Source organism: Enterobacter adelaidei, assembly GCF_041937165.1.
In the GTDB taxonomy this organism is placed as follows: Bacteria; Pseudomonadota; Gammaproteobacteria; order Enterobacterales; family Enterobacteriaceae; genus Enterobacter; species Enterobacter adelaidei.
This window is the reverse complement of record NZ_CP154353.1, coordinates 3,559,604-3,580,655: the sequence shown is the minus strand read 5'-3', so window position 1 is coordinate 3,580,655 and position 21,052 is coordinate 3,559,604. Positions and strand designations below refer to the sequence as shown.

Annotated in this window: 13 protein-coding genes; 4 read left to right on the top strand and 9 right to left on the bottom strand. The window is 56.2% G+C overall.

All coding sequences use genetic code 11. The annotated features are described in order from the left end of the window. Positions 1–2 precede the first annotated feature (2 nt). From AAHF05_RS17380 to AAHF05_RS17370, 3 genes are all read right to left on the bottom strand, one after another. Positions 3–2,201, bottom strand: coding sequence for a type I secretion system permease/ATPase (locus tag AAHF05_RS17380; RefSeq protein ID WP_129324925.1), 2,199 nt, complete (start codon positions 2,199–2,201; stop codon positions 3–5). Beyond that, on the bottom strand, positions 2,198–3,601 hold the full coding sequence (locus AAHF05_RS17375) for a TolC family outer membrane protein (protein ID WP_129324926.1): 1,404 nt from the start codon (positions 3,599–3,601) through the stop codon (positions 2,198–2,200). The genes AAHF05_RS17380 and AAHF05_RS17375 overlap by 4 nt, the downstream gene beginning before the upstream one ends. A gap of 80 nt (positions 3,602–3,681) precedes the next feature. Then, complete coding sequence (locus AAHF05_RS17370) at positions 3,682–13,809, bottom strand: BapA/Bap/LapF family large adhesin (protein ID WP_129324927.1); 10,128 nt, start codon at positions 13,807–13,809, stop codon at positions 3,682–3,684. 757 nt (positions 13,810–14,566) lie between these two features. Between AAHF05_RS17370 and AAHF05_RS17365 the strand changes: the two genes are divergently transcribed. From AAHF05_RS17365 to AAHF05_RS17355, 3 genes are read left to right on the top strand one after another with little or no spacing between them, the layout of a single operon-like run. Then, positions 14,567–15,094 (top strand): tetratricopeptide repeat protein, encoded by a 528-nt coding sequence (locus AAHF05_RS17365; RefSeq protein WP_028016767.1) that lies wholly within the window; start codon positions 14,567–14,569, stop codon positions 15,092–15,094. Positions 15,095–15,101: 7 nt separating this feature from the next. Further along, the gene (locus AAHF05_RS17360) at positions 15,102–15,632 is read left to right on the top strand and encodes a sigma-70 family RNA polymerase sigma factor (RefSeq protein WP_129324929.1); all 531 of its coding nucleotides are present in this window, start codon (positions 15,102–15,104) and stop codon (positions 15,630–15,632) included. After that, positions 15,629–16,420, top strand: coding sequence for an anti-sigma factor (locus tag AAHF05_RS17355; protein ID WP_129324930.1), 792 nt, complete (start codon positions 15,629–15,631; stop codon positions 16,418–16,420). The genes AAHF05_RS17360 and AAHF05_RS17355 overlap by 4 nt, the downstream gene beginning before the upstream one ends. Here the strand turns inward: AAHF05_RS17355 and AAHF05_RS17350 are convergent. The 6 genes from AAHF05_RS17350 to AAHF05_RS17325 all read right to left on the bottom strand — a co-directional run bounded on the left by AAHF05_RS17350 (position 16,412) and on the right by AAHF05_RS17325 (position 20,142). Continuing rightward, positions 16,412–16,969 carry a YceI family protein gene (locus tag AAHF05_RS17350; protein ID WP_129324931.1) on the bottom strand — a complete coding sequence of 186 codons (558 nt, stop codon included), beginning with the start codon at positions 16,967–16,969 and terminating at the stop codon, positions 16,412–16,414. The genes AAHF05_RS17355 and AAHF05_RS17350 overlap by 9 nt on opposite strands. 61 nt (positions 16,970–17,030) lie before the next feature. Further along, a complete protein-coding gene (locus tag AAHF05_RS17345) occupies positions 17,031–17,381 on the bottom strand; it encodes a cupin domain-containing protein (protein WP_108090986.1) in 351 nt (116 codons plus the stop codon). Between the two features lie 87 nt (positions 17,382–17,468). Continuing rightward, positions 17,469–17,828: a hypothetical protein gene (locus AAHF05_RS17340; protein WP_028016762.1), complete on the bottom strand. Its 360-nt coding sequence runs from the start codon at positions 17,826–17,828 to the stop codon at positions 17,469–17,471. Between the two features lie 875 nt (positions 17,829–18,703). After that, positions 18,704–18,982: a hypothetical protein gene (locus tag AAHF05_RS17335; protein WP_241173342.1), complete on the bottom strand. Its 279-nt coding sequence runs from the start codon at positions 18,980–18,982 to the stop codon at positions 18,704–18,706. A 114-nt stretch (positions 18,983–19,096) separates the two neighbouring features. Then, positions 19,097–19,567: a hypothetical protein gene (locus AAHF05_RS17330; RefSeq protein ID WP_129324932.1), complete on the bottom strand. Its 471-nt coding sequence runs from the start codon at positions 19,565–19,567 to the stop codon at positions 19,097–19,099. 125 nt (positions 19,568–19,692) lie between these two features. Then, positions 19,693–20,142 carry a hypothetical protein gene (locus AAHF05_RS17325; protein WP_129324933.1) on the bottom strand — a complete coding sequence of 150 codons (450 nt, stop codon included), beginning with the start codon at positions 20,140–20,142 and terminating at the stop codon, positions 19,693–19,695. A 341-nt stretch (positions 20,143–20,483) separates the two neighbouring features. On the opposite strand from AAHF05_RS17325, the gene AAHF05_RS17320 reads away from it, so the two are divergent. Then, the gene (locus tag AAHF05_RS17320) at positions 20,484–21,050 is read left to right on the top strand and encodes a hypothetical protein (protein ID WP_129324934.1); all 567 of its coding nucleotides are present in this window, start codon (positions 20,484–20,486) and stop codon (positions 21,048–21,050) included. Positions 21,051–21,052 lie beyond the last annotated feature (2 nt).

Sequence of the window (21,052 nt, the reverse complement as noted above, 5' to 3'; positions counted from 1 at the left end):
CGTCACGCTGACTGATTTTCATTTTTCCACTCCCGTCCGGTTGCTGCCTGCTGCTGCTGTTGCTGCATGCGGCTGTTGCTCAGCGCCTGTGCTTTTGGCGCGTCCATCACCAGCATTCCCTCTTTGAGCACCACCACCCGCTCTACCAGTTCCAGCACCGGTACGCGGTGCGTGGCGACAATCAGGGTGCGGTGCCCGAGCCAGTCCCCCAGACGCTGGATAAATTCCCGCTCGGTGTGCTCGTCCAGCGACGCGGTGGGTTCATCCATCAGCACAATATTCGGATCGCGCAGGAGCATCCGCGCCAGCAGAATCGACTGGCGTTGTCCGCCGGATAATCCCACGCCGTTTTCCATGATCGGGTAATCCAGCCCCTTGGGCAGCTTCTGCACGAAGCCGGCCGCGCCGGTCAGCTCCAGCGCCTCGAAAATCTCCTCGTCGGTGGCGCGCGGCATGCCGAGGGTGATGTTTTCGCGCAGGGTGCCGTAAAACAGCCTCGCGTTCTGGGTCATAAAGCCGACGTTGCGCCGGACGTCAGCGACGTCGAGATGCGGCAGGCTGAAGTTATCAAGCCGCAGCTCGCCGGCCGCCAGATCCATCCCCCCCGCCATGGCCTGCAGCAGGGTCGATTTGCCCGCGCCGTTGCGCCCGAGGATCGCCACTTTCTCACCCGGGCGGATCTCCAGCCGGTTAATGCGCAGCGCCATGCGCGGATCGTCCGGCTGATAGCGGAACTGCGCCTGCTCGAAGAGATAGTGACCGCGCAACACGTCCTGGCGGATCGGCGTCTCTTCGCGCTGATTTTCGGTGGGAAGCTGCATGATGCTGTCCAGCCCCTCTTTGGCCGCTTTAACCTGCTGCCAGCGGGCCAGCACGCCGCACAGCGTCGCCATGGGGGCGATCATGCGTGAAGCCAGCATCGACGCGGCAACCACCGAGCCTGTGGTCAGGGTGCCGTCGATCACCATCGGCGCACCGACCACAATCACGCCAGCGTAGACCAGGCTCTGAATCGTCATCCCCCAGCTGATCAGGTTCTGCGTCAGTTCGCGGGTTCGCAGGCCGGATTCCGCGGTGATCTGGATATAGCTGTTCCACTGCTGCAAAAAGCGGTTTTCCGCCTGCATCAGCTTGATGTCCTCCAGCCCCTGCACGCTCTCCACCAGCACGGCATTGCGTAGGGTCGATTCATGGGCCGACTGTTTCGCCAGTTCCGCCAGCTTCTTCTGCAGCAGCAGGCCGGGCAGAACCATGATCACCGCCGCCACCGGCGCGATCCACGCCAGCTGCGGGGCGATGATCGCCAGCACCACCACAAACAGTAGGAAGAATGGCAGGTCGACAATCGTGGAAATGGTGGAGGAGGTCACCATCTCGCGGATCTGCTCCAGCTCGCGCAGCTGAGAGATAAAACTGCCGGTGGAGCGGGGGATCGCGCTGTTGCGCAGGCGCAGGGCGTGGCCGAATACGCGATCCGAGACGCGCATATCCGAGCGCTTGCCCAGCAGATCCATAATGTGTCCGCGCGCCACGCGCAGCACAAAGCCAAACAGCGTGGCGATCAACACCCCAATCGTCAGGACGTAAAGCGTCGGGTAGGACTGGGCGGGGATCACCCGGTCGTAGACCTGCATGGAAAAGACGATCCCGGAAAGCGACAGCACGTTGATAAAGAGGGCTGCCAGCATCACCCAGCTGTAGGGGCGCAAGTCGCGCATCACCAGCCGGTAAAGCCAGTCCGGACGGTATTTTGATATATACGCGTCCACGCGGCTGTCCTTCAGCGCGGCGAGTGGACGCAGGGCAATGACGTGGCGGATAGCGGGCAGCATCGCCGTCATCGACAGCCGGTTGGTGTAGGTCTCGTCGTCGAAAAAGCTGACCTCCAGGGTATCTTCGCCGTTGAAATGCTCGATCACGCCGATCCTGCCGTCATTCATCGCCACCACCACCGGCAGACGCCAGCTGTTGATAGCCTCCTGGCCGCCGGTAAGCAACTGAAACGATAGCCCCGCATCTCGTGCCAGTTGGGTGAGGGCGGGCACCATCGGTTTGCCTTTCAGCCACGGCGCACCCGCCAGCAGTGCGCCAGGAGAGCAGGCGACGCGGTAGCGCGTGGCGACAAAACCAAAGGCCTGTGCCCACTGGGCCAGCGCCTCATCCGTCATCGTTTCACCCTGCGGGATTTCGCGTTGCTTCATGGCTGGATCTCCACGGTCTGGATGGTGCGGTTATCAAGATCGAACGCGTGACGCAATTGCCCGGTGTTATAAAGGCAGTTGAGCTGCAGTTGGTGCAGCTGGCCAAGGGTCTGCTGCTGGGTGAAGCGCGCCTGATAGACCTCCTGCTCGGCGTTGAGTACGTCAAGCAGCGGGCGTGAGCCGAGATCGAGATATTGCTGCTGGTACAGCTCGCGGGTGCGGGCGCTGAGGGCTTCCTGGCGGCCCTGGATTTGCAGCGTGCTTTGCAGGCTCATCACCTGGCTGCGGGCTTCCAGCAGTTTCTGGCGGACGTCAAGACGCGTGCGCTGAATGGTGGATTGCGCCGCTTCCACCGCGTGTCCGGCAGCGTTACGCCGGGCGGTGAGGCCGCCGCCCTGATAGAGCGGCATCTGCACCTTCACCCACGCGGAATACTGGGTACGATCCCGCGTTTCGCTCCCCGCATAGCGATCGTTCATATAATGGCGCACTTCTGGCTCCAGCGAGACAGTCGGCGTCATTTGCGCGTCGGCGTAGTCAAGGTTTGCCTGGGCGACGTTAGCCTGTGCCCATGCGGCAAGTACCGCGGGAACCAGACGGTCGTCCGGCTCGGCGATATCGCAGCTCCGCCCCAGCCTTTGCGGAAAATCATTGCTGATATCGTTCAGGCTGTTCCAGCCGAGAAAACTCATCAGCGTGGCGCGGGCGCTGTCGAGACTGGCCTGATACTGCATCAACTGAGCGCGAGCGCCTTCAATACGCGCATCGGTCTGTACGACGTCAGAGAGCGACGTGGCCCCTTCGTCGTTACGCTGGCGGGTCAGTGTGCCAATGGAGGAGAGAGCCTCAAGCTGCTCTTTCGCGGTCTCAACCATCTGCTGCCAGGTTTGTACCTGCACCATGGCGACAGCGGTATCGTGGGCGATGGTGTCGATGCTGACCAACACGTTGGCCTGCTGCTGGGCAACCCCGGCATTTTCGGCACGCACCTGACTTGCTACCTTGCCAAAATCGTAAAGCATTTGTGAGAGGGAGAGCACCATCGACGGCGTAAAGCCGTTCTGGTCGCCGTCATGGGAATAACCGTTGTCCACGCCGGCATTAATCTGCGGATAGTATTTTGATTTAGCAACGTCCACCTCTTCGCTCTGCTGGTAGAGTTTTCCCACGGCCTCGCTGATGGCCGGGTGCCAGGTGACGGCACGGTTGACGGCTTCGCCAAGCTGCAATGAGCCGGGCGCGGCTTTACCGGCCACAGGGGCCACGCGACCATTGAGTGAGGGGAGTTCCTGCGTTTCGCGGAGTTGTCCGGTATTGATGGTCGCCGCCGGGTTCGCGCTGAGAGCGGGCACAGATATCAGGCAGCACGAGAGCCACCAGTAAGGCATCTTCATTCCCATGTCATGTCCCTAATAAATATGTACAGCTTTATTATTTATGCCCGGGCGCTGTGCGCCCGGGTCATCTCTTGCAGGTGCTATCAGGTAATGATGTGTTGCTGGTTCACAAGCTCGTCGTAGGTGGTCTGAACGCCATCAAGCGTAACGAGCGTGGTATTAGTGTAGGTGCTCCCTGCACCATCACGGTCGATGGAGATCACGGTATTGCCATTACTATTAGTGACATGGAGATAATTTCCGAGCGTTGAGGCGCTACCGTTCCAGCCCACCAGCAGATCGCCAATGTCGATTTTGTCCCCCTGCGCCAGCGAGAAGCCGGTCCAGTGGTCGCCCACGGTGCTGCTGACGTTCCCACCTGTGGCATTCCCCACCGTATTGTTCAGCACCTGGTAAATCAGCGTGTCGCCGTAGGCGGTGCCGGTGATGACGTCGTTATGTTCAGAGCTGATGAACTGCGGCGCCATGTTGATGGTCAGCGTGGCACTGTCCGTTTTCCCGGTCGCATCGCTCAGGGTGTAGTTGAAGGTCTCCTTCGAGGTAATGGATGAGAGCGACACCCCGCTGTTGAGGGTATAGGTGTAATGGCCGTCAGCGCCAATCGCCAGGACGCCGTAATGGCCGGTGATATTTACCGTGGCGCTGCCGGTATACGGATCCAGCGTGGTGGTCACGCCGTTGTAGCCGGTCACGCTCAGGCGGGTATCCACCGAGTGCAGCTGGTCCATCACGCCGCCGGAATCGGTGCCGTCAAAGATATTGCCGTTGACGGTGTGGCTTCCGGTGACGTCGAAATCACTCAGCGAGTAGGTGGTGCCATTCACGCTTGGGGTAATGGTGATAGTCCCGACGCTGAGCCCAGGCACGCTGCCGGTATAGCTCAGCGTATAGGTTCCGGCGTTGAGATCCAGCCCGGTCAGTGGGACGTCAATATTGCCGCCCAGCAAAGAGCCGCCGCTGAAGGAACCGGTACGAATAGCGCCCGAGCTGTCACTGAGCGTCCAGTTTACCGTCAGCCCGCCCAGCGACAGTCCCGAATCGACATGGAAGTGCAGTGACGCGTTGTGCAGCGCGGTGTTCGCGTCGACCACAAAGGTCCCGCTACCAGTGCCCTGAGTTGACGAAAACAACGCTGTCGTCCAGCTGGCGGTGCCCACGGTCGTATCCGAGTAGACCGATGTGTGGTGCACCGAGGTGAGGTCCATCGTAGCGCTGACATCGTTGACTGCATCCATCGCCTGAGCGGTTGGGGTGATGTTAAGCGATGCCGTATCCTTCGAGCCGTCAGGCGCGGTCACGGTGTAGACGAAGGTATCAGGCGTGCTGATATGGTCTGCACCCACACCTGCTCTCAGGGTATAGGTGTACTGCCCGGACGAATTAATAGTCAGCGTGCCGTATTCACCCTGAATGGTGGTCAGGCCGCTGCTGTTGACCGCCACGCCGTTCACTTCCGTGACCACCGTGCCTGCCGGAACTGGGTCATTCACCAGCACGTCGCCCGTGGTGGTTTCGCTGATACTCGCCACGCTGTAGACATGATCCTGCAGGACGCTCAGCGTGTAGCCTGTCAGAACGGCGATCCCGGATGCGGTATTCAGCAGGAACAGATACTCCCCGGCGGGAAGGTTCAGCGTCAATTGCTGCGAGGTACCGCCCAACAGCGGGGCGCGCAGCCAGCCTGGCTCAACGCGGACCTGCTCGAAGGTCTGGGTCGCGTTGTTGAACTTATAGACATACAGATCGAACACCGATGCCAGGGCTACGCCACCAACGGAGGCCTGAATGGTCATGGTGCGGGTGGTGCCTTCCTCCACGTTATAGATGATGGGGTTGGTCATATCGTCCAGCAGGTTAAGCCCCAGCGTACTGCCGAGATTCACCCCCACCACCGTAAAACCACCCTGCGACGAAGCACCGTTATTGATTTCACTTACGGTAGTGTCAAAGGTCAGCGAGGCAGTGTCGTCCACCGCCACAATACCGTTGACGACGGTACCGGCACCCAGGGACAGCACCAGGTTCGCCGACGCGCTGGCACCGTTATGGGTGATGGTGTAGGTGAAACTCTCCGTCCGGCCAATGACCGCGGCGCTGGTATCGGTCAGATTGTAGGTGTAACTGCCGTCGCGGTTAACGGTCAGCGTACCGTATTTGCCCTGGATCACGGTGCCGTCGGCGTTAATGCTGGTGGTGACACCCAGCGCGTTGGTGACTGCGGAGACCGTGGTCCCGGCCGGGGCGTTGTCGCTGCCAGCAGTTGGGTCTGTATCGAGGATCACGTTCCCGTTCAGGCTGGTCTCACCCGTGACCGTACCCGGGCCAGTCTCTTTCACCGCGACATCCAGACTGGTGTAAGAGCCGGTTGCCAGCAGGTTGGTGTTATAGCTGAGGACACGATAGTTGCCGTCAGCCAGCCCGCTCAGGTTCAGTGATACGCCGGTGGCCCCGAGGGTCAACAGATCGGCAAACTGCGGTTGTCCGGTGTCGACGACGGTGGTCCAGGTGCTGCCGTTCCAGTGTTGCACCACCAGCTCAAGAGTGTTGAGCAGAGAGAGTACCGCGCCCGTAGCGTTGGCATTCACCACGATATCTGCGCTGCCGCCGCTGACTACGGTGAAGTTCACCTGGGCGGTGTCATTCCCCAGCAGCGTCAGGACGTTGCCCACGGCGCCAACCAGCAGGAAGCCGTAATCGCTGTACTGAGTATTGGTGACGGTTGCCGTGGTACTGAGGTTCAGCTCTTCGACGTTGTTGCTGGCGGAGAGCGGCAGCACTGGCGCAAGAGCCGAACCAGACAGCGAGGTGTTGCCTGCTGCATCGGTGGCGGTGATCTGCAGCGTCTGGCCTTCGATCTGTTTGTTAATGAAGGTATAGCTGTACGTGCCGTTGCTGCCCGCAATGGTGGTCACCGTCGAACCATCCGCAAGGCGGATACTGACGGTGCTGCCGGCTTCGGCATTCCCGGTCAGGACGCTACCGTCGACGTTAAAGGTTCCGGTCGGTGCCGTGGGGGCGGTCGTATCGACGATTATCGTCGTCACGGCTGACGCCACGCTGGTGTTGCCCGCCGCATCGGTAGCCGTGGCGGTGAAGTTATGCGTACCCTCCGTCAGCGTGGTGGTGGTTTGCGGCAGGGTCCAGTTGCCGCTGCCATCGGCGGTCACCGTGCCCACCAGCGTGATGCCATCGTAGATCCGGACCGTGGCATTCGCTTCGGCAGTCCCGGTCAGCGTTGGACGCGTGTCGTTGGTCGGATTCGTACCGGTCACCGGACCGGTAACGCTGCCGACATCATCAATCACTGAACTGATGACCGGCGCACCTGGCGCAGCGGTATCGACGTTAATCACATACCCGGCGGTTGGCGCGCTGGCGTTGCCCACCGCATCCGTGGCGGTAAAGGTCAGCGTGTGTGCACCGTTGCTCAGCGCCGGAGATGGCGTATAGCTCCACGCCCCGCCGGTCGCCGTCACGCTGCCGATCTGTACGCCGTTATCAAAGATTTTCACCGTCGATCCGGCTTCCGCCGTGCCGGTGATAGTTGGCTGGGCATCGTTGGTGAACCCGCCGTTGGCAACCGGCGTCGCCGCATTGCCCACGTCATCCAGGATACTGGTCAGCACCGGCAGCGCAGGCGGCGTGGTGTCAATTGTCAGGCTGAAGCTTGTTGAGGACACGCTGGTGTTGCCAGCCGCATCCGTGGCCTGGGCGGTGAAGCTGTGCGGACCGGTTGTAAACGTGGTGGTGAGCAGGATGCTCCAGCTGCCGCTGGCATCCGCGGTGCCTGTTCCGACCAGCGTCGCGCCTTCGTAGATTTTCACGGTGGCAAACGGTTCGCTGGTTCCGACAAGCCGCGGTACGGTATCGTCGGTGGTTTGTCCGGACGTGAGCGGGCCGGTGATAGTGCCCACGTCGTCTATCGCCTGGCTGATAACCGGCGCGTTTGGCGCGAGGGTATCAACAATCAACGTAAAGCCAGGTGAAGGCAGGCTGATGTTGCCCGCCGCATCGGTGACGGTGGCGGTCCAGGTATGGCTTCCGTTGACCAGTGGCGTTGACGGCGTAAAGCTCCACGCGCCGCTTCCGTCCGCCTGCGCGGTGCCAACCGGCTGCCCGTTTTCATAAACGGTCACCGTGGCGTTGGCGGTCGCAGTGCCGCTCAGCGTCGGCGTGGTGTCGTCGGTGCTTTGCCCGGAAGAGAGCGGAGTTTGTATGCTGCCCACGTTGTCTGCCGCAGTCGAAATGACCGGCGCAGACGGCACGACCGTATCCACGGTCAGGTTAAACGGTGCCGTCGTGCTGCCAGTGTTGCCTGCCGTGTCGGTCGCGTTGAAGGTGATGGCATGTGGCCCATCGCTTAAATCGGTACCCGGGGTAAAGCTCCAGTTGCCCAGAGCATTCACCACTGCGGTGCCAACTTCGTTGCCGTCGACAATGACATGCACCGAGGCACCCACTTCGCCCGTGCCGTTGAAGGTCGGACGCGCGTCGTTGGTGGCACCGCCAGACGTGAGCGTCCCCGTGACCGGACCGACATCGTCGATGACGCTGGTAACCACTGGCGCACCGGGACCTGTGGTATCCACGGTAAAGGCGAAGACCGACGAGTTAGCCGAGGCGTTGCCTGCCACATCCGTTGCATAAGCGCGAAGGGCGTAGCTGCCATCGCCCAGCGGCGTGGTCGGTGTAAAGGACCAGTTCCCGTTTCCATCAACGGTAGCCAGGCCAATCTGCGTACCGTTATTCATGATGTGGATGGTGCTGTCCGCCTGCCCGGTACCACTAATCGTCGGCGTGTTGTCGTTGGTGACCTGACCGCTGGTGAGGTTGCCCGTGACGCCGCCGGGGACGTTGTCATTTACCGTATCCAGCGTTGGCACCGTTGGCGCCGTCAGGTCCACCACCACGCTCCAGGTATTTGATACCTGGCTGACGTTGCCCAGCGGATCGGTCGCCCGAACGGTAAAGCTGTGCGAGCCTTCGCCGAGCGCGGTGTCAGGAGTGAAGGTCCAGGCGCCAGTGCCATCAGCCGTAACCACGGCAATCTGCGTGCCGCCGTCGAAAATCGTCACCACGCTGTTTGCTTCTGCGGTGCCTGAAAGGGTTGGCGTGGCGTCGTTAGTGGGGGCGCCGCCGATCACGGTGGTGGCGGTATTGCCAACGTTGTCCGTAACATCAGTGATGACTGGCGTGGTGGAAACCGTATCCACCACAACGGTGAAGCCCGCAGAAGGTGCGCTCTGATTCCCGGCCGGATCGGTCTCGCGGATAGTGAGAATATTAGCGCCGTCCGTCAGTACCGGTGTGGTAAAGCTCCAGGTGCCGGTATTGCCAACCACCACGCTGCCCAGCAGCGTTCCGTTGTTATAGACGGAGATGGTATCCCCCACCGCGCCGGTGCCGGTGAGCGTCGGCTGGTTATCGTTGGTGGACTGACCGCTGGTCAGCGGTCCGGTGCCAGGGCCCACGTCGTCAATCACCGCGCCGATGGTTGGCGTGCCCGGTGCTGTCAGGTCGACGGTGACACCAGCGGCCGGAGAACGACCGCTTGTCAGGCCATTGAGGGTCGCGGTTACCTCAAAGGTGTGCAGACCCTCGCCAAGCGCGGCTGGCGTATAGCTCCAGTTGCCGTTGCCGTCGGCGGTTACCGTCGACACGGGCGTTACACCGCCGTCCAGGTAGATGGTGATCAGGCTTCCCGCCTCGGCCGTGCCGGTAAGCGTTGGCGTGGTGTCGTTGGTAGTTTTGCCTTTCACATCGCCGGTGACCGGATCCGCGTCATCGACAATCGCCGTGATGACGGGCACGTCAGGAAGATTCGGAAGCGTACCGCTGACGTTGTAAGTCGCATCAGGGCTGGTACGTCCGGACGCATCGGTTGCGGTCACGGTCAGGGTCGCGCCATCCTGCGGGGCCGGGCTGACCGCGATGGAGAAGTTGCCCCCGGTCGCAATCCCGGTACCAATGACGTTTCCGCCGCTATCCTTAACGGTAATGAGTGCTCCAGCCTCGGCGGTTCCGGTCAGCGGGGTACCTTCTGGAGCAAGGCTAAGACCACCAGGGGCGGTTGGATCCTGGGTATCCACCGTCACGCTGAGCGGGGCTGAAGTTCCTGAAGCGTTACCCGCAGCATCGGTAGCGGAGACAGTGAAGGTATGCGGGCCGTCTGAGAGCGTTGTGCCTGCGGTCCAGCTCCAGCTGCCGTCCGGTTGTATGATTACTGGCACCCCCGACGGAGTACCGTCGACGGAGACAATAACGGTGGTTCCCGGTTCGCTGGTCCCGGTGAGGGTAGGTATTCCGTCTCGGGTGTAGAGCACGTTGTTGGTGAGCTGGCTGTCTGAGACGGCATTAATCTGCGGTATCCCAGGCGCAACAGTATCGAGGGTGACGGTAAAGACCGAACTCGGCGCGCTAAGGTTGCCAGCCGCATCCACACCCGCAACGGTGATATGCAGCGGGCCGTCGGTTTGTGCTGGCAGGGTAAAGGACCATTCGCCAGTACCACTCGCCGTCACGCGTCCAAGCTCGACGCCGTTGTTGTAGACGATCACCGTCCCGCCGATTTCGCCAGTACCGCCGACCGTCGGCGTCGAATCTCCGGTATAGCCACCATCCGGCGCGCCGCCCACGGCGCCAATCACCGGTGTAGCCGGCGCCACGGTATCCACCGTGATTGTTATCCCCGGCGAGGAGCCAGAGACATTGCCCGCTTCGTCGGTGGCGGTTGCGGTGTATTCGTGGTTCCCCTCAGCGATGTTACTGCCAGGGCGCCAGCTCCAGTTGCCGCTGCTGTCTACCGTGGCGGTGCCGACGACCGACGCCGCGCCGCCATTTACGCTGTCATAAATAGTGATAACGTCGTTCGCCGTTCCGGTGCCGCTCAGAACCGGACGCGGATCGTTGGTCGTTTCGCCATCGGCAACAGGGCCGGTTATCTGGGTGACGCTGTCGGTGACGATCGGTGCCGCAGGCGTAGCCGGCGGGTCGGTATCAATGGTGATGGTGACCGGCTGCGACGGGGCGCTTTCGTTGCCCGTACCGTCCATGTTGGTGACGGTCAGCGTAATGTCATAGGTGCCGACGGGCAGCGGGGATGGCGGCGTCCAGGACCAGTTACCGGTATTGTCCACGACAGCGTCGCCGATTTTGACGCCGTTGCCGTAGATGGTCACGGTATCGCCCGCCGTGCCGGTACCGCTCAGGGTCGGCGTGGTATCGCGAGTGATTTCGCCCGGGTTCAGCGGCGTTTGTATTACGCCGCCGTCAGGGTTGACGGTAATGGCCGGGGTATCCGGCGTGGCGGGTGCCACGGTATCTACCGTCAGTACAAACGGGCTGGAAACGGTGGTATTACCTGCGGCATCCGTAGCGTGAACGGTCAGCGAATGTGGACCATCGGTGAGTGGGGTAATGGGGGTAAAACTCCAGCCGCCATTGCCGTCGAGGATGGCGGTGCCGAGCAGGGTTGTGCCGTCATAGACGGCGAGCGTTGCTCCAGAAGGGGCGCTACCCTGCAGCAGCGGCTGGGTGTCATCCGTGGTATCCCCGCTGCTGAGTGGGCCTTTAATACTGCCGACGTCATCGGTCACGCTGGCGATGGTCGCTGCCAGAGGGGGAGTGGTGTCGACAGTAAAGGTGAAGCCGTTTGAGGCAAGACTGGTGTTACCCGCCGCGTCGGTTGCGACAACGGTAAAGGTATGCGCGCCGTTACCGAGCGGTGTGGTTGGGGTAAAGGTCCACGCGCCGTTGCTGTCCGCCACTACCGTGTCAACATCTGCACCATCCAGACGGATGGTGACCGTCGAGCCCGGTTCCGCGGTGCCGTTGAGCGTCGGCGTAGTGTCGTTGGTGCTGTCGTTGGGGTTGAGCGCACCGAGGTGCTCGGGCACATCATCTATCACCTGGGTAATCACCGGAGCCGCAGGCGCGACGCTGTCAATCGTCAGAGTCCAGGTGCTGGAGACGCCGCTTGAGTTACCTGCCGCGTCGGTCGCCACGGCGGTCAGGGCGTGTTGACCCTCGCTGATAGGGCTTGAAGGGGTAAAGATCCACGCACCGCCACCATCGGCGACGGTGGTACCCAGATCGACCCCGTCCACCCTGATAGTTACCGTCGCATTGGGTTCAGCGGTGCCGCTGAGCGTTGGGGTTGCGTCATTGGTGGTGGCATTTTGGCCGAGCGGGCCAACACTTCCCCCGGGCACATCGTCCACGACTTGTGAAATCACCGGGGCTGCAGGTGCCGTCCCGTCGACGTTAATTGTCCACGAGGCAGATATTCCGCTCTGGTTACCGGCGGGATCCGTCGCCTTTGCCGTGAGCACGTACGTGCCATCGGCCAGCGGTGAGGGCGGCGTAAAGCTCCACAGGCCGGATTGTGGAACAACCACCGTGCCGAGAACATCGCTGCCGTTAGAAATCGTAATGGTCGAGCCCGCCTCGCCCGTACCGTTAATGGTTGGGGCCCGGTCATTGGTCAGTCCATTCGGGCCCACGGGGCCGGTGGTGGCCTGTACGTCATCAATCACCGATACGATGATCGGGATCTGCGGCGGGGTAATGTCCGGTGCCGCCGCGGAAGTGGTTGGACTGGTGTTGCCTGCCGTGTCGGTGGCGTCAGCGGTCAGGATTTCGCCGTTGAGCTTCGGTGGGTTCAGCGTCACGCTAAAGTTACCCTGACTATCGGCAACAACTGGGGTGCCAACGAGTGCGCCGCCTTCACGGATGGTCACCGTGCTGCCCGGCTCTGCGGTACCGCTGATGGTGCCGCCATCATTTGATACCACGAGATTTCCAGGAGCAGACGGCGGGGTGGTATCTACGGTGAAGGTAACAGGCGCGGATGCCGTGCTCTGGTTTCCGGCGGCATCGGTTTCAGTGACGGTGATGGAGTGCGTTCCTTCCGGGAGCGGTCCATTGGGTGTGATGCTCCAGGTACCGTTGGGGAGCACCGTCGTGGTGCCAATGACCACGCCGTTATCGTAAATGGTGATGGTTCCACCGGGCTCCCCTGTTCCTGCCAGGAGCGGTTGCGTCGCATCGGTCAGCGTGCCCGAAGTGATAGCTCCTCTGACAGACCCCGTGTCGTCAGTCAGCAGAATCGCGGTCGGTGTAGTCGGAGGCGTCAGATCGACTGTGAGGGTGAAAACCGGTGAGGCGGGTCCGGTATTGCCCGCGGCGTCGGTTGCCCGGACGGTAATCTGGTGGGTGCTTTCGCTCAGGTCGACTGACGGGGTGAATGTCCATGTACCGTTGCTGGCGACGACCGCCGTGCCAATGGCGATACCGCCGTCATAAATCGTCACGGTGGAGCCGGGTTCGGCGGTGCCGGTGAGCTGCGGCCGCTGATCGTTAGTGCTGCCGCCGTTGGTTACCGCCCCCGTCTGAGGAGCGATATCGTCGATCACGCTGCCGATCGTTGGCGCATCAGGTGCGGTGAGATCCGGTGCGGTCACATTTGTGCCCTGACTGGTATTCCCGGCGCTGTCCGTTGCGGTGGCTGTTACCTGTTCGCCGTTGGTCAGCGGTGTTCCGAGGGTGACGGTAAACGAGCCGTCACTGCCGGTTTTACCTGTGCCAACCACATTGCCATTAGTATCTTTCAGGGTGATTGTACTGCCGGGTTCTGCGGTACCGGTGACGGTTTTACCGTCTGATGAGAACTGGAGACTGGAAGGCGCATTCGGCGGCGTCGTATCCGGGTCGGCTGGATCGGTCGGGTCCGTCGGGTCAGTGGGCGTGGTAGGGTCAGTACTGCTGTTATGGTCACTGCCGCCACCTCCACCACCGCTGCCACTCGCCGCCGCTGCGATGCCGCCTGCTGCGACAATGCCGCCCAGTGCCCATGGCCAGATGGCGGCACCACCGGCATCACTCCCTGATGCGGCAAGCAACACGTCCATGGAGGCTATGGATTCATACGAGGCGGCCCCGGTAGGGTCTTCAATCCACCATAGTGCGCCATTGCTGTCCTGCAGAACCAACTGGCTTGCCCCCTGCGCGTCAGTGACGTAGAAATTTTTAAGGGTGATCACCTCGCCGGAATGCAGTGTCACCAGCAGATCGTTTCCACTGCGCGCGAAGTGGGAGACATCGGCCCGCTCTACATGAAGTTCAACAATAGAGGAATGGCTCAGCGTAACCTGTGTGCCTTCCGTGGTCGTTTCCACGCCAGTAAGTTTCGATATAACAGAGATTTGGCTCATTTAGTTATTACTCCAGCAGGTGTGTCATGAACGGCGAGTAAGACGAGCCATCTCTGCAGAAGGTAAAGGGCGCCCCCGGCGCAGTCGCTGTTATACGCAGCACTGACCGTTGTTTTTAGCGCGCACGATGCCCGCCAGTATTCAGAGTGGCAACATCAGAGCGAATCTAATGACTTATAAAACAGAACCGTTTTTATGGGTGTTTAGTGTCTTGTATAACCCTGTAATTAATAGAGGAATTATTTTTGAGATATAAAAATGATATAGACAGAAAACACGGGTTGTGCAACTTTGGCTTTTGTAAATAAAGGTAGAAACAATAACGTGGCATTTATATATTGTGGTTTCCAATGATTTAATTTATTTAAATATTTGTTTTTGATGGTTATTTTTTTTGCTGTGCAATGTTATTTTTAATGAGGTTTATACAGTGCGATAATTGGTAGGGAATGTTTTTAATATAATGAAAAACGTGGTTGTTTAAGTGTGCTTAATATTCATTTAAGTTAGGGTAACATTTTTGATGTAAGATATATTATGTCGCTTGAAGGATAAAATATATTGTTGTGCGGAGTTAAAATTCTGCTATCACCCGCAAACAATAACATTAAGTTAAGGGTGAAATAAGCTTATTCATTGTCATGAGTCCGACGACATCAGCATGATTTTGGACAGCAAAAAACTTGCGGGGAGAATGAATAAAAATCGTGAGTCGGGCGTTTACTGACGTCACCCCCTTCTTACCCTGGAGCTTTATATGAACACGACCTCTCTTCGTTTGATCCCGGTACTGATTTTTACCCTGCTGTCCCCACTGGCGCTGGCAATGGGCAATAATAGTACCGAGAGCAAAACGCCTGACTGCCCATCAGGGCAGGTGTATGACAGTGCAACCCAGAAATGTGTACCCGACAAGAGCAGCAGCCTGAGCGATCAGGACAAAACCAACTATGCGTACCATCTTGCTAAGAAAGGGGAGTATCAGGCGGCGCTGAATCTCCTTGATTCGCTGAAAAATGGCAATACGGCTGAAGCGTGGAACTATCGCGGTTATGCCACACGCAAACTGGGACGTACAGATGAGGGTATTGGTTATTACCAGCGTGCGCTGGCGATCGCCCCGGATTATGCCAAAGCCCGTGAATACCTGGGTGAGGCATGGATGGTCAAGGGACGGCCTGACCTCGCGAAAGAACAGTTGAAGGTAATAGCAGGCATATGTGGCCAGTCCTGCGAGGAGTACCGCGATCTGCAGGCTGCCATCAACGGACAGCCGGAATCCTGAGTTTCTCGTGGAGGGAAAACCTATCGCTACCAGTGAGGTTCGTCAACAGTTAGCGGCACACCTGGCGCGTCTCTGGCGCTATGGGCTGGTGTTGTCGCGAAACAGGGATATCGCCGAAGAGCTGGTTCAGTCCACCTGCGTGCGTGCGCTCGAAAGGAGTAGCCAGTATACGCCTGGCACGCGCATCGACAGGTGGCTGTTTGCGATATTGCACTCCATCTGGATCTCCGAGCTTCGGGCACGACATGTCCGCCAGGGGCAGGGATTTGTCGCCAGCGACGAACTTCTGGCACAGGACACCCGTGAGCAGGATGAAACGCGCCTGCATTATCTGAAGGTGATGCAGCGCGTCAATGCACTACCGGAAGCCCAGCGCAATACGGTTTTTTTGGTTTATGTCGAAGGTTTTACCTATCAGGAGGCAGCGGACACCCTGGCTGTGCCGATTGGTACTGTAATGAGCCGACTGGCGACGGCGCGGGCAACGCTTGCGAAGTCTGCCGAGGCAATGCCTCCGGTAAAGGAGAAGCGCTCTTGAATTCGCACCGTTTTACACCGCCTTATAACGACGATGCTATCGTGGCATGGATAGATGGCGAGATGTGCCGTGCAGACGCACAACACTTTGAAGAACAGCTGAGAAGTGATGAACACCTCTCCGGGCGAACCGCTGAGCTAATGAAAAGCAATCAGGACTACTCCGGAGCTTTTGCTTCCCTGCTGGATGACGCACCCCTTGAGAAGATGCAGGCGCGTCTGGCGGCACTTCCCGAACCACACTCTTCCACGCCGGTGGGCGTAAGCAGACGCGCACTGATTGCTGCGTCGGTCAGTTTTTTGATGGTCGGTTCCGGGCTGGGGTATCTGTTGCGGCCAGCCTCCGCCCCTGATGATGAAAACGCCCATATTCGTGACCTCGAAGCGCAATACATGTCTTTGTATAGCGTAGAAACACTGCTGGATATGGACAGCGCACCGCCTGTTCTGCAACGCGGCCTGGAACGGGCCGCACAGGATATCGGCATGAAATTGCAGATGTCGCAGCTTATTCTGCAGGGTGCAGAACTCAAAATGGTGCGCATGCTGCGCTATGAAACCACCTCTATCGCGCAGATTGCCTGGATCAACGCCGACTACGACCCGATGGCGCTCTGTATCTCTCCTGTTGATGAGAAGACGACGGCTTCTCTTCAACAGGAGCAGCGGCACAGTATGAACCTGGTGTGGTGGCAGGATGCGGGCTATCAGTTTGTCCTGATAGGCCGAAACCCGCCGTCTCACTTGCAGAGCAACGCAGAACAGCTGCAACGCCTGATCTCAGGATGAGGGGATTGTGTTCGTCTGAATCGCAATAGCGATGGCAATACGATCGTCAACGACCAGGGCAAATTTATCCATCCCGTAGGACGCGCGCGAAATCGCTGTGGTGGCATTCAGCGTGAGGGCTTGCGCATGCGGGTCTTCCACAACGGCTTCCAGAATCACCGGGCGGGCAATATTTCGCACGGTCAGCGTACCGAACACTCTGAATCGTCCGGCACTCTGGGCGACCACGCGAGAGCTGATAAACTCAATCGTCGGATAGCGCTCAGATTCAAAAAACATATCGCTTTTTAGCTGCCAGGTGAGCAGGCTGTTTGAGGCCACCAGGGTCGCAACGGGAATAGTGACGTGAATATAGTCATCGACATCGTGATTCGGGTTAAGCGTCACGGCACCCGTCACGCCACTGAATGTCGCCCAGGAGAGGATACCGCCGAAAGCATGCCAGGATAGCCGGATGGTGGTGTTATTGGTGTCGATGATGTAGCTCTGCGGGACGGCTAACGCCCACGGGCAGACCAAAACAAGCAATATAATCAGGCGTCGTAGCATCTCAGGATCTCTTTTGGGGGCGCTGGGAGTAAACGCGTCACACCAGGGATCTATTCGGCTTTTATGCGTCGGGATTTTTAATGATATCAACCGAGATTTCGACGGCGGTAACCTGGCCACGGTTTTCCAGCCAGTGAACCGTATTGTGATCCTCCGGCCAGCCGACACCGGGACCGTAATCGGTGGCGAGCCCGTTACGATGGTCGGTGATCGTCCCCTCCAGGATAAACACGGTACCGGGCCGATCGATATGATCATGCACCGGACCAAAAACCGCGCCGGGAGCGAGTGTCACCCTGCGCATGCGAAGCTGTCGCCCGTCCATGCCTGCGATCTCCGGGCCCAGATCGACGATGGAGAGTAGTTCAACGGTGACGCCCTGGGTTTCTGGTGCGATTTCTTTGTGGCTCATGATGATGCCCCCCTGTGACAAGTTTAGTCTTCAGGAAGCAAAGTAGGTGGGAATAAAAAAGGCCGCGTTTGCGGCCTTTCGAAGGGGTTATTCAGTGACTTTCTTTTCCAGCTCGCTGGCACCTTCTTTGGTTTTGTTCCAGCCCTTCTCAGCACCTTCTTTGGTGGCATCCCACCCTTTCTCGGTGCCTTCTTTAGTTTTATGCCAGGCTTTCTGGGAATCTTCGCTGACCTTGCTGCCAAAGCTCTCGCTTTTACCTTCCGCAGCATGCTTTTGTTTCAGCTTCAGCTCTTCACCTTTGTTCTGCTCTTCGTGCAGTTTTTGCTTCGCCTCGTTGGCGTTTGCGTTCGCCGCAGCGACGGTATCGTCAGTTGCATGTGTTGTGGTCGCAGCAAATACTGGGGAAGCCAGCAGAACGGCAGATAATGCGATAATTGTTTTTTTCATAATATCCTCATTTAACGTTATCGGTTATGAGCGTGATTCAGCATGGCACAGACGAAGCGGGGTGGCTTTAGGAAAAAACTGTAATGAGATCAACATGCCCTGACGTGGGGTATTTCGCCTGAGGATTATCCAAAGGATAAAACACCTATTTCCGCGAGGGCGGCGAGGGTCAGGAGAATGAATATTATGACGGTTATGGGTCTGTACATGGTGGGGTTCCTTCCGGGTTGGGCGGCTATTCCGTAGCGCTGGGTGTGCTTTTTAATTTTTCATAGGGGAAGGGAGGTGTCGTTGATGTTTGTCAATATGAGTGGCTAATTGGCCGGAGAGGTGGATAGCGTCATGTATTTTTTCAGTCCGATGTCTCGTTTCACGTCTTTCGGCACTGAATCAAAAGGCGATCTCAAACTAGGCTCGTCAGAGGTTTTTATCATCCACAGACGACCACTGCTTAACCTGAAATGGATGCTATCTGCTGTAAGTGATAAGTCTTCAAAAATGCCCGTCAAATACGCATTACCTAAACGAATAATCTACTTAACGCCATCGCGAATATCGATAAGGGCGATGGTCAGAGATTCCTCGAAAATGACATCATCTGTCAGAAAAAGGATGTAGCGCTGGTTATTCACCTGAACTGCTGCCTCCAGTACGTGCCCGGGAACGAGAATACCTGTGCTTTTGCCATCGAGTACAACATCACACTGAGCCTGGGTTAACTCAGTGGCTTCGCGGGTTAATATCAGAGAGATTGATTGAACCTGTTGTTTGTGGTAAAGAATACAAGCAATAACATCATAGTTTTAATCGTTCCTGTGCACAAAATCAATACATTATACGGTATAGACATTAGTTCCATCCTGAGTTCAAATTTTTTATTTGGGTTTGTGATTATCTTTAGCCGAGCGGATTTCTTCAGGTGATATATTATCAATGCGATTTTTAAATTTCCTTGAAAATCTGTTTTTCTCAATGCATTTTTTCTCGGCCTCTTCCTGATTATTAATGTAGTATTCGATTGTATTGCCGTTATCTAAGTCATAAATGACAGAAATCAAGATATTAATATTCTCATCTCTACTGTCATGTGTAATGTCAAACTTAGATATTAACTTTGATACAACAACGTAATTTGGAGGCAAAGTAGTTGTCATGATGAGTATTCCATAAAATGGATGGTTGATGTATAGGCGTGTTTTTAGGAGACACAGCAGGTTAGTGTCTTATTAAAATAAATATAATGTTATGATCGAATAGTTAATTACTTATTATGGTTTGTTTTTTATCTCTCTATTAGGAAATGGAAACTCAAGATAATCGTCAGCAAGATTATTATCTTTTATGGCATTCCACCATCTTTCTCTATAGTCCTGTTGATTACACAAAATTCTTTGTCTTTGCATTTCATCAAGGATGAATTCCTTTTTATCCGGCCATTCCTCCTGAAGTCTGCGAACCGTTCTGAAGAGAATGTTTTTATGTAAAGCTACACGAAAGAAATTTTGTTTATATCCCTCAAGACGTTGCTCATAATCAGCCACAACCTTCTTATGGCTGTTGATTGTGTTATTCAACTGCATCTGTATTCTGCTAACCCTATCATTAGCCATAGACGCTTCAAACTGCGACTGTTGAGAATCCAGCCTTGCCTCATTTGCCTGTTGGTAAGAGTCTACAATTTCTCTATTACGTTGCGCCGCATTATAATCATAATTCCAAAACGGATTTTTTCCAGACATAAATATACCTCGATATCAATTATTCTATGTGTATATAATTAAACATTAATTTGCTAAAAAGCAAATAATTCTATTAATTAATATCATTAGTCAGATATTTATTTTCCTTTTGTTTAATACTTTGTTTATGAGTCAAAGAAAATATGGTTATTAAATACCTCCACCCATTGCTCGCAAATATAATGTGCGTGAGATGGAACCCTGAACGTCCAGACTGGATTTAATACATCATCAGTCATAATACAGATCTCGGCATCATCGGATCTGCAATCAGGCAGCGAGTAGTTGATTTCCCTGATGTTGCTATATGGATATATAAATGTGCTGTTCATATTTTTACGCAATGTCGAAGACATTACGTTTTTCTTTATATTATTTTTACGCAACTGCTTGGCAGTTACGTTTTTCTTTATATTATGGTTAAAGAGAAGAACCGAGCGTTGCATTAAATTAATGGTGAAGCCCGCCTGTTCGTATTCGTAAGACAAAGCAGCATCGCTGAATGAGTCAACAAAAGCGATTTTTTGATCTTTTTCGAAGATTTCCATAGAGCTTCGCTCGTTGTTGTTTTCCATGCTCATCCCTCGCTGTTTTACTGCTTTATCTCAGCCCAGCATAGTCGCCAGCGCCAACATACTCAAGCAAAATGATCTGTAAAATCGATCGATTAATTTATATTAATAGTCATTAACGATTAAAAAAGATTTATCGATCGATTTTTTAATTGATTTAATCGATCGATGTATTGCTTTCGATAGTCTGTAGCTATCATTTGTTTTGTATCGATCGATTTAAACGATGTGACGAATACTAAAAATAATTCAATTCTATCAATTGATTAGACGATAACTCCTGATCTGTAGGTCAGTGCGCCGGGATTGGGGTATACAAATCTGACTAAATCCTTGAGGAATAAATGAAAGGAAATAACTTATTACCACTGGTGGTCTCTCTGGTGTTTCTTTCTGGCTGCCAGCAGCTCAATGATGGCGTGAATAAAGTTAATGGAGCAATCAGTTCTTCGTTGTCTTCAGTAGGTAAAGCGCTGGGGGGAACCGCCTCCACTCAAAGCCTTGGACCGGAATCACCTGTGTCTGGCCTTGGCCCTGTCTGCAAAGACTATGAAGAAAACGCAATGGCAGCAGAGAAAAAATGGACGGGCAAACGGATCTCAATCGCAAATGCGACTGTTCTTGAAGTTACGAAAGGCAGAAGTGCCAGCGATATGATGACGGGAATGCCTAAATCAGCCCCTAACTATTATCTGCTCTTTAAAACAGCCGATACAAGCTACTGCGGCGGAATGGTTTGGATCAATTACTACTCTGGCCTTGATGATGCCGTTCTGACTTACAAGAAAGGTCAGAAAGTCAGTGTCACTGGAACAGTCAACAACTTCGAAGTCCGTGGGTTCGCTACCGTCAACAACGCCGATATGCCAGTACGTCTTGTTGTTCTGAGAAACGGCACAATCAATCATTAATT

What these genes read in the sequence shown, in the direction of transcription:
- AAHF05_RS17340 (WP_028016762.1), bottom strand. Translation starts at nt 17,828, where the DNA reads ATGAAAAAAACAATTATCGCATTATCTGCCGTTCTGCTGGCTTCCCCA.
- AAHF05_RS17330 (WP_129324932.1), bottom strand. Translation starts at nt 19,567, where the DNA reads ATGTCTGGAAAAAATCCGTTTTGGAATTATGATTATAATGCGGCGCAA.
- AAHF05_RS17325 (WP_129324933.1), bottom strand. Translation starts at nt 20,142, where the DNA reads ATGGAAAACAACAACGAGCGAAGCTCTATGGAAATCTTCGAAAAAGAT.
- AAHF05_RS17380 (WP_129324925.1), bottom strand. Translation starts at nt 2,201, where the DNA reads ATGAAGCAACGCGAAATCCCGCAGGGTGAAACGATGACGGATGAGGCG.
- AAHF05_RS17370 (WP_129324927.1), bottom strand. Translation starts at nt 13,809, where the DNA reads ATGAGCCAAATCTCTGTTATATCGAAACTTACTGGCGTGGAAACGACC.
- AAHF05_RS17375 (WP_129324926.1), bottom strand. Translation starts at nt 3,601, where the DNA reads ATGGGAATGAAGATGCCTTACTGGTGGCTCTCGTGCTGCCTGATATCT.
- AAHF05_RS17320 (WP_129324934.1), top strand. Translation starts at nt 20,484, where the DNA reads ATGAAAGGAAATAACTTATTACCACTGGTGGTCTCTCTGGTGTTTCTT.
- AAHF05_RS17345 (WP_108090986.1), bottom strand. Translation starts at nt 17,381, where the DNA reads ATGAGCCACAAAGAAATCGCACCAGAAACCCAGGGCGTCACCGTTGAA.
- AAHF05_RS17335 (WP_241173342.1), bottom strand. Translation starts at nt 18,982, where the DNA reads ATGACAACTACTTTGCCTCCAAATTACGTTGTTGTATCAAAGTTAATA.
- AAHF05_RS17365 (WP_028016767.1), top strand. Translation starts at nt 14,567, where the DNA reads ATGAACACGACCTCTCTTCGTTTGATCCCGGTACTGATTTTTACCCTG.
- AAHF05_RS17350 (WP_129324931.1), bottom strand. Translation starts at nt 16,969, where the DNA reads ATGCTACGACGCCTGATTATATTGCTTGTTTTGGTCTGCCCGTGGGCG.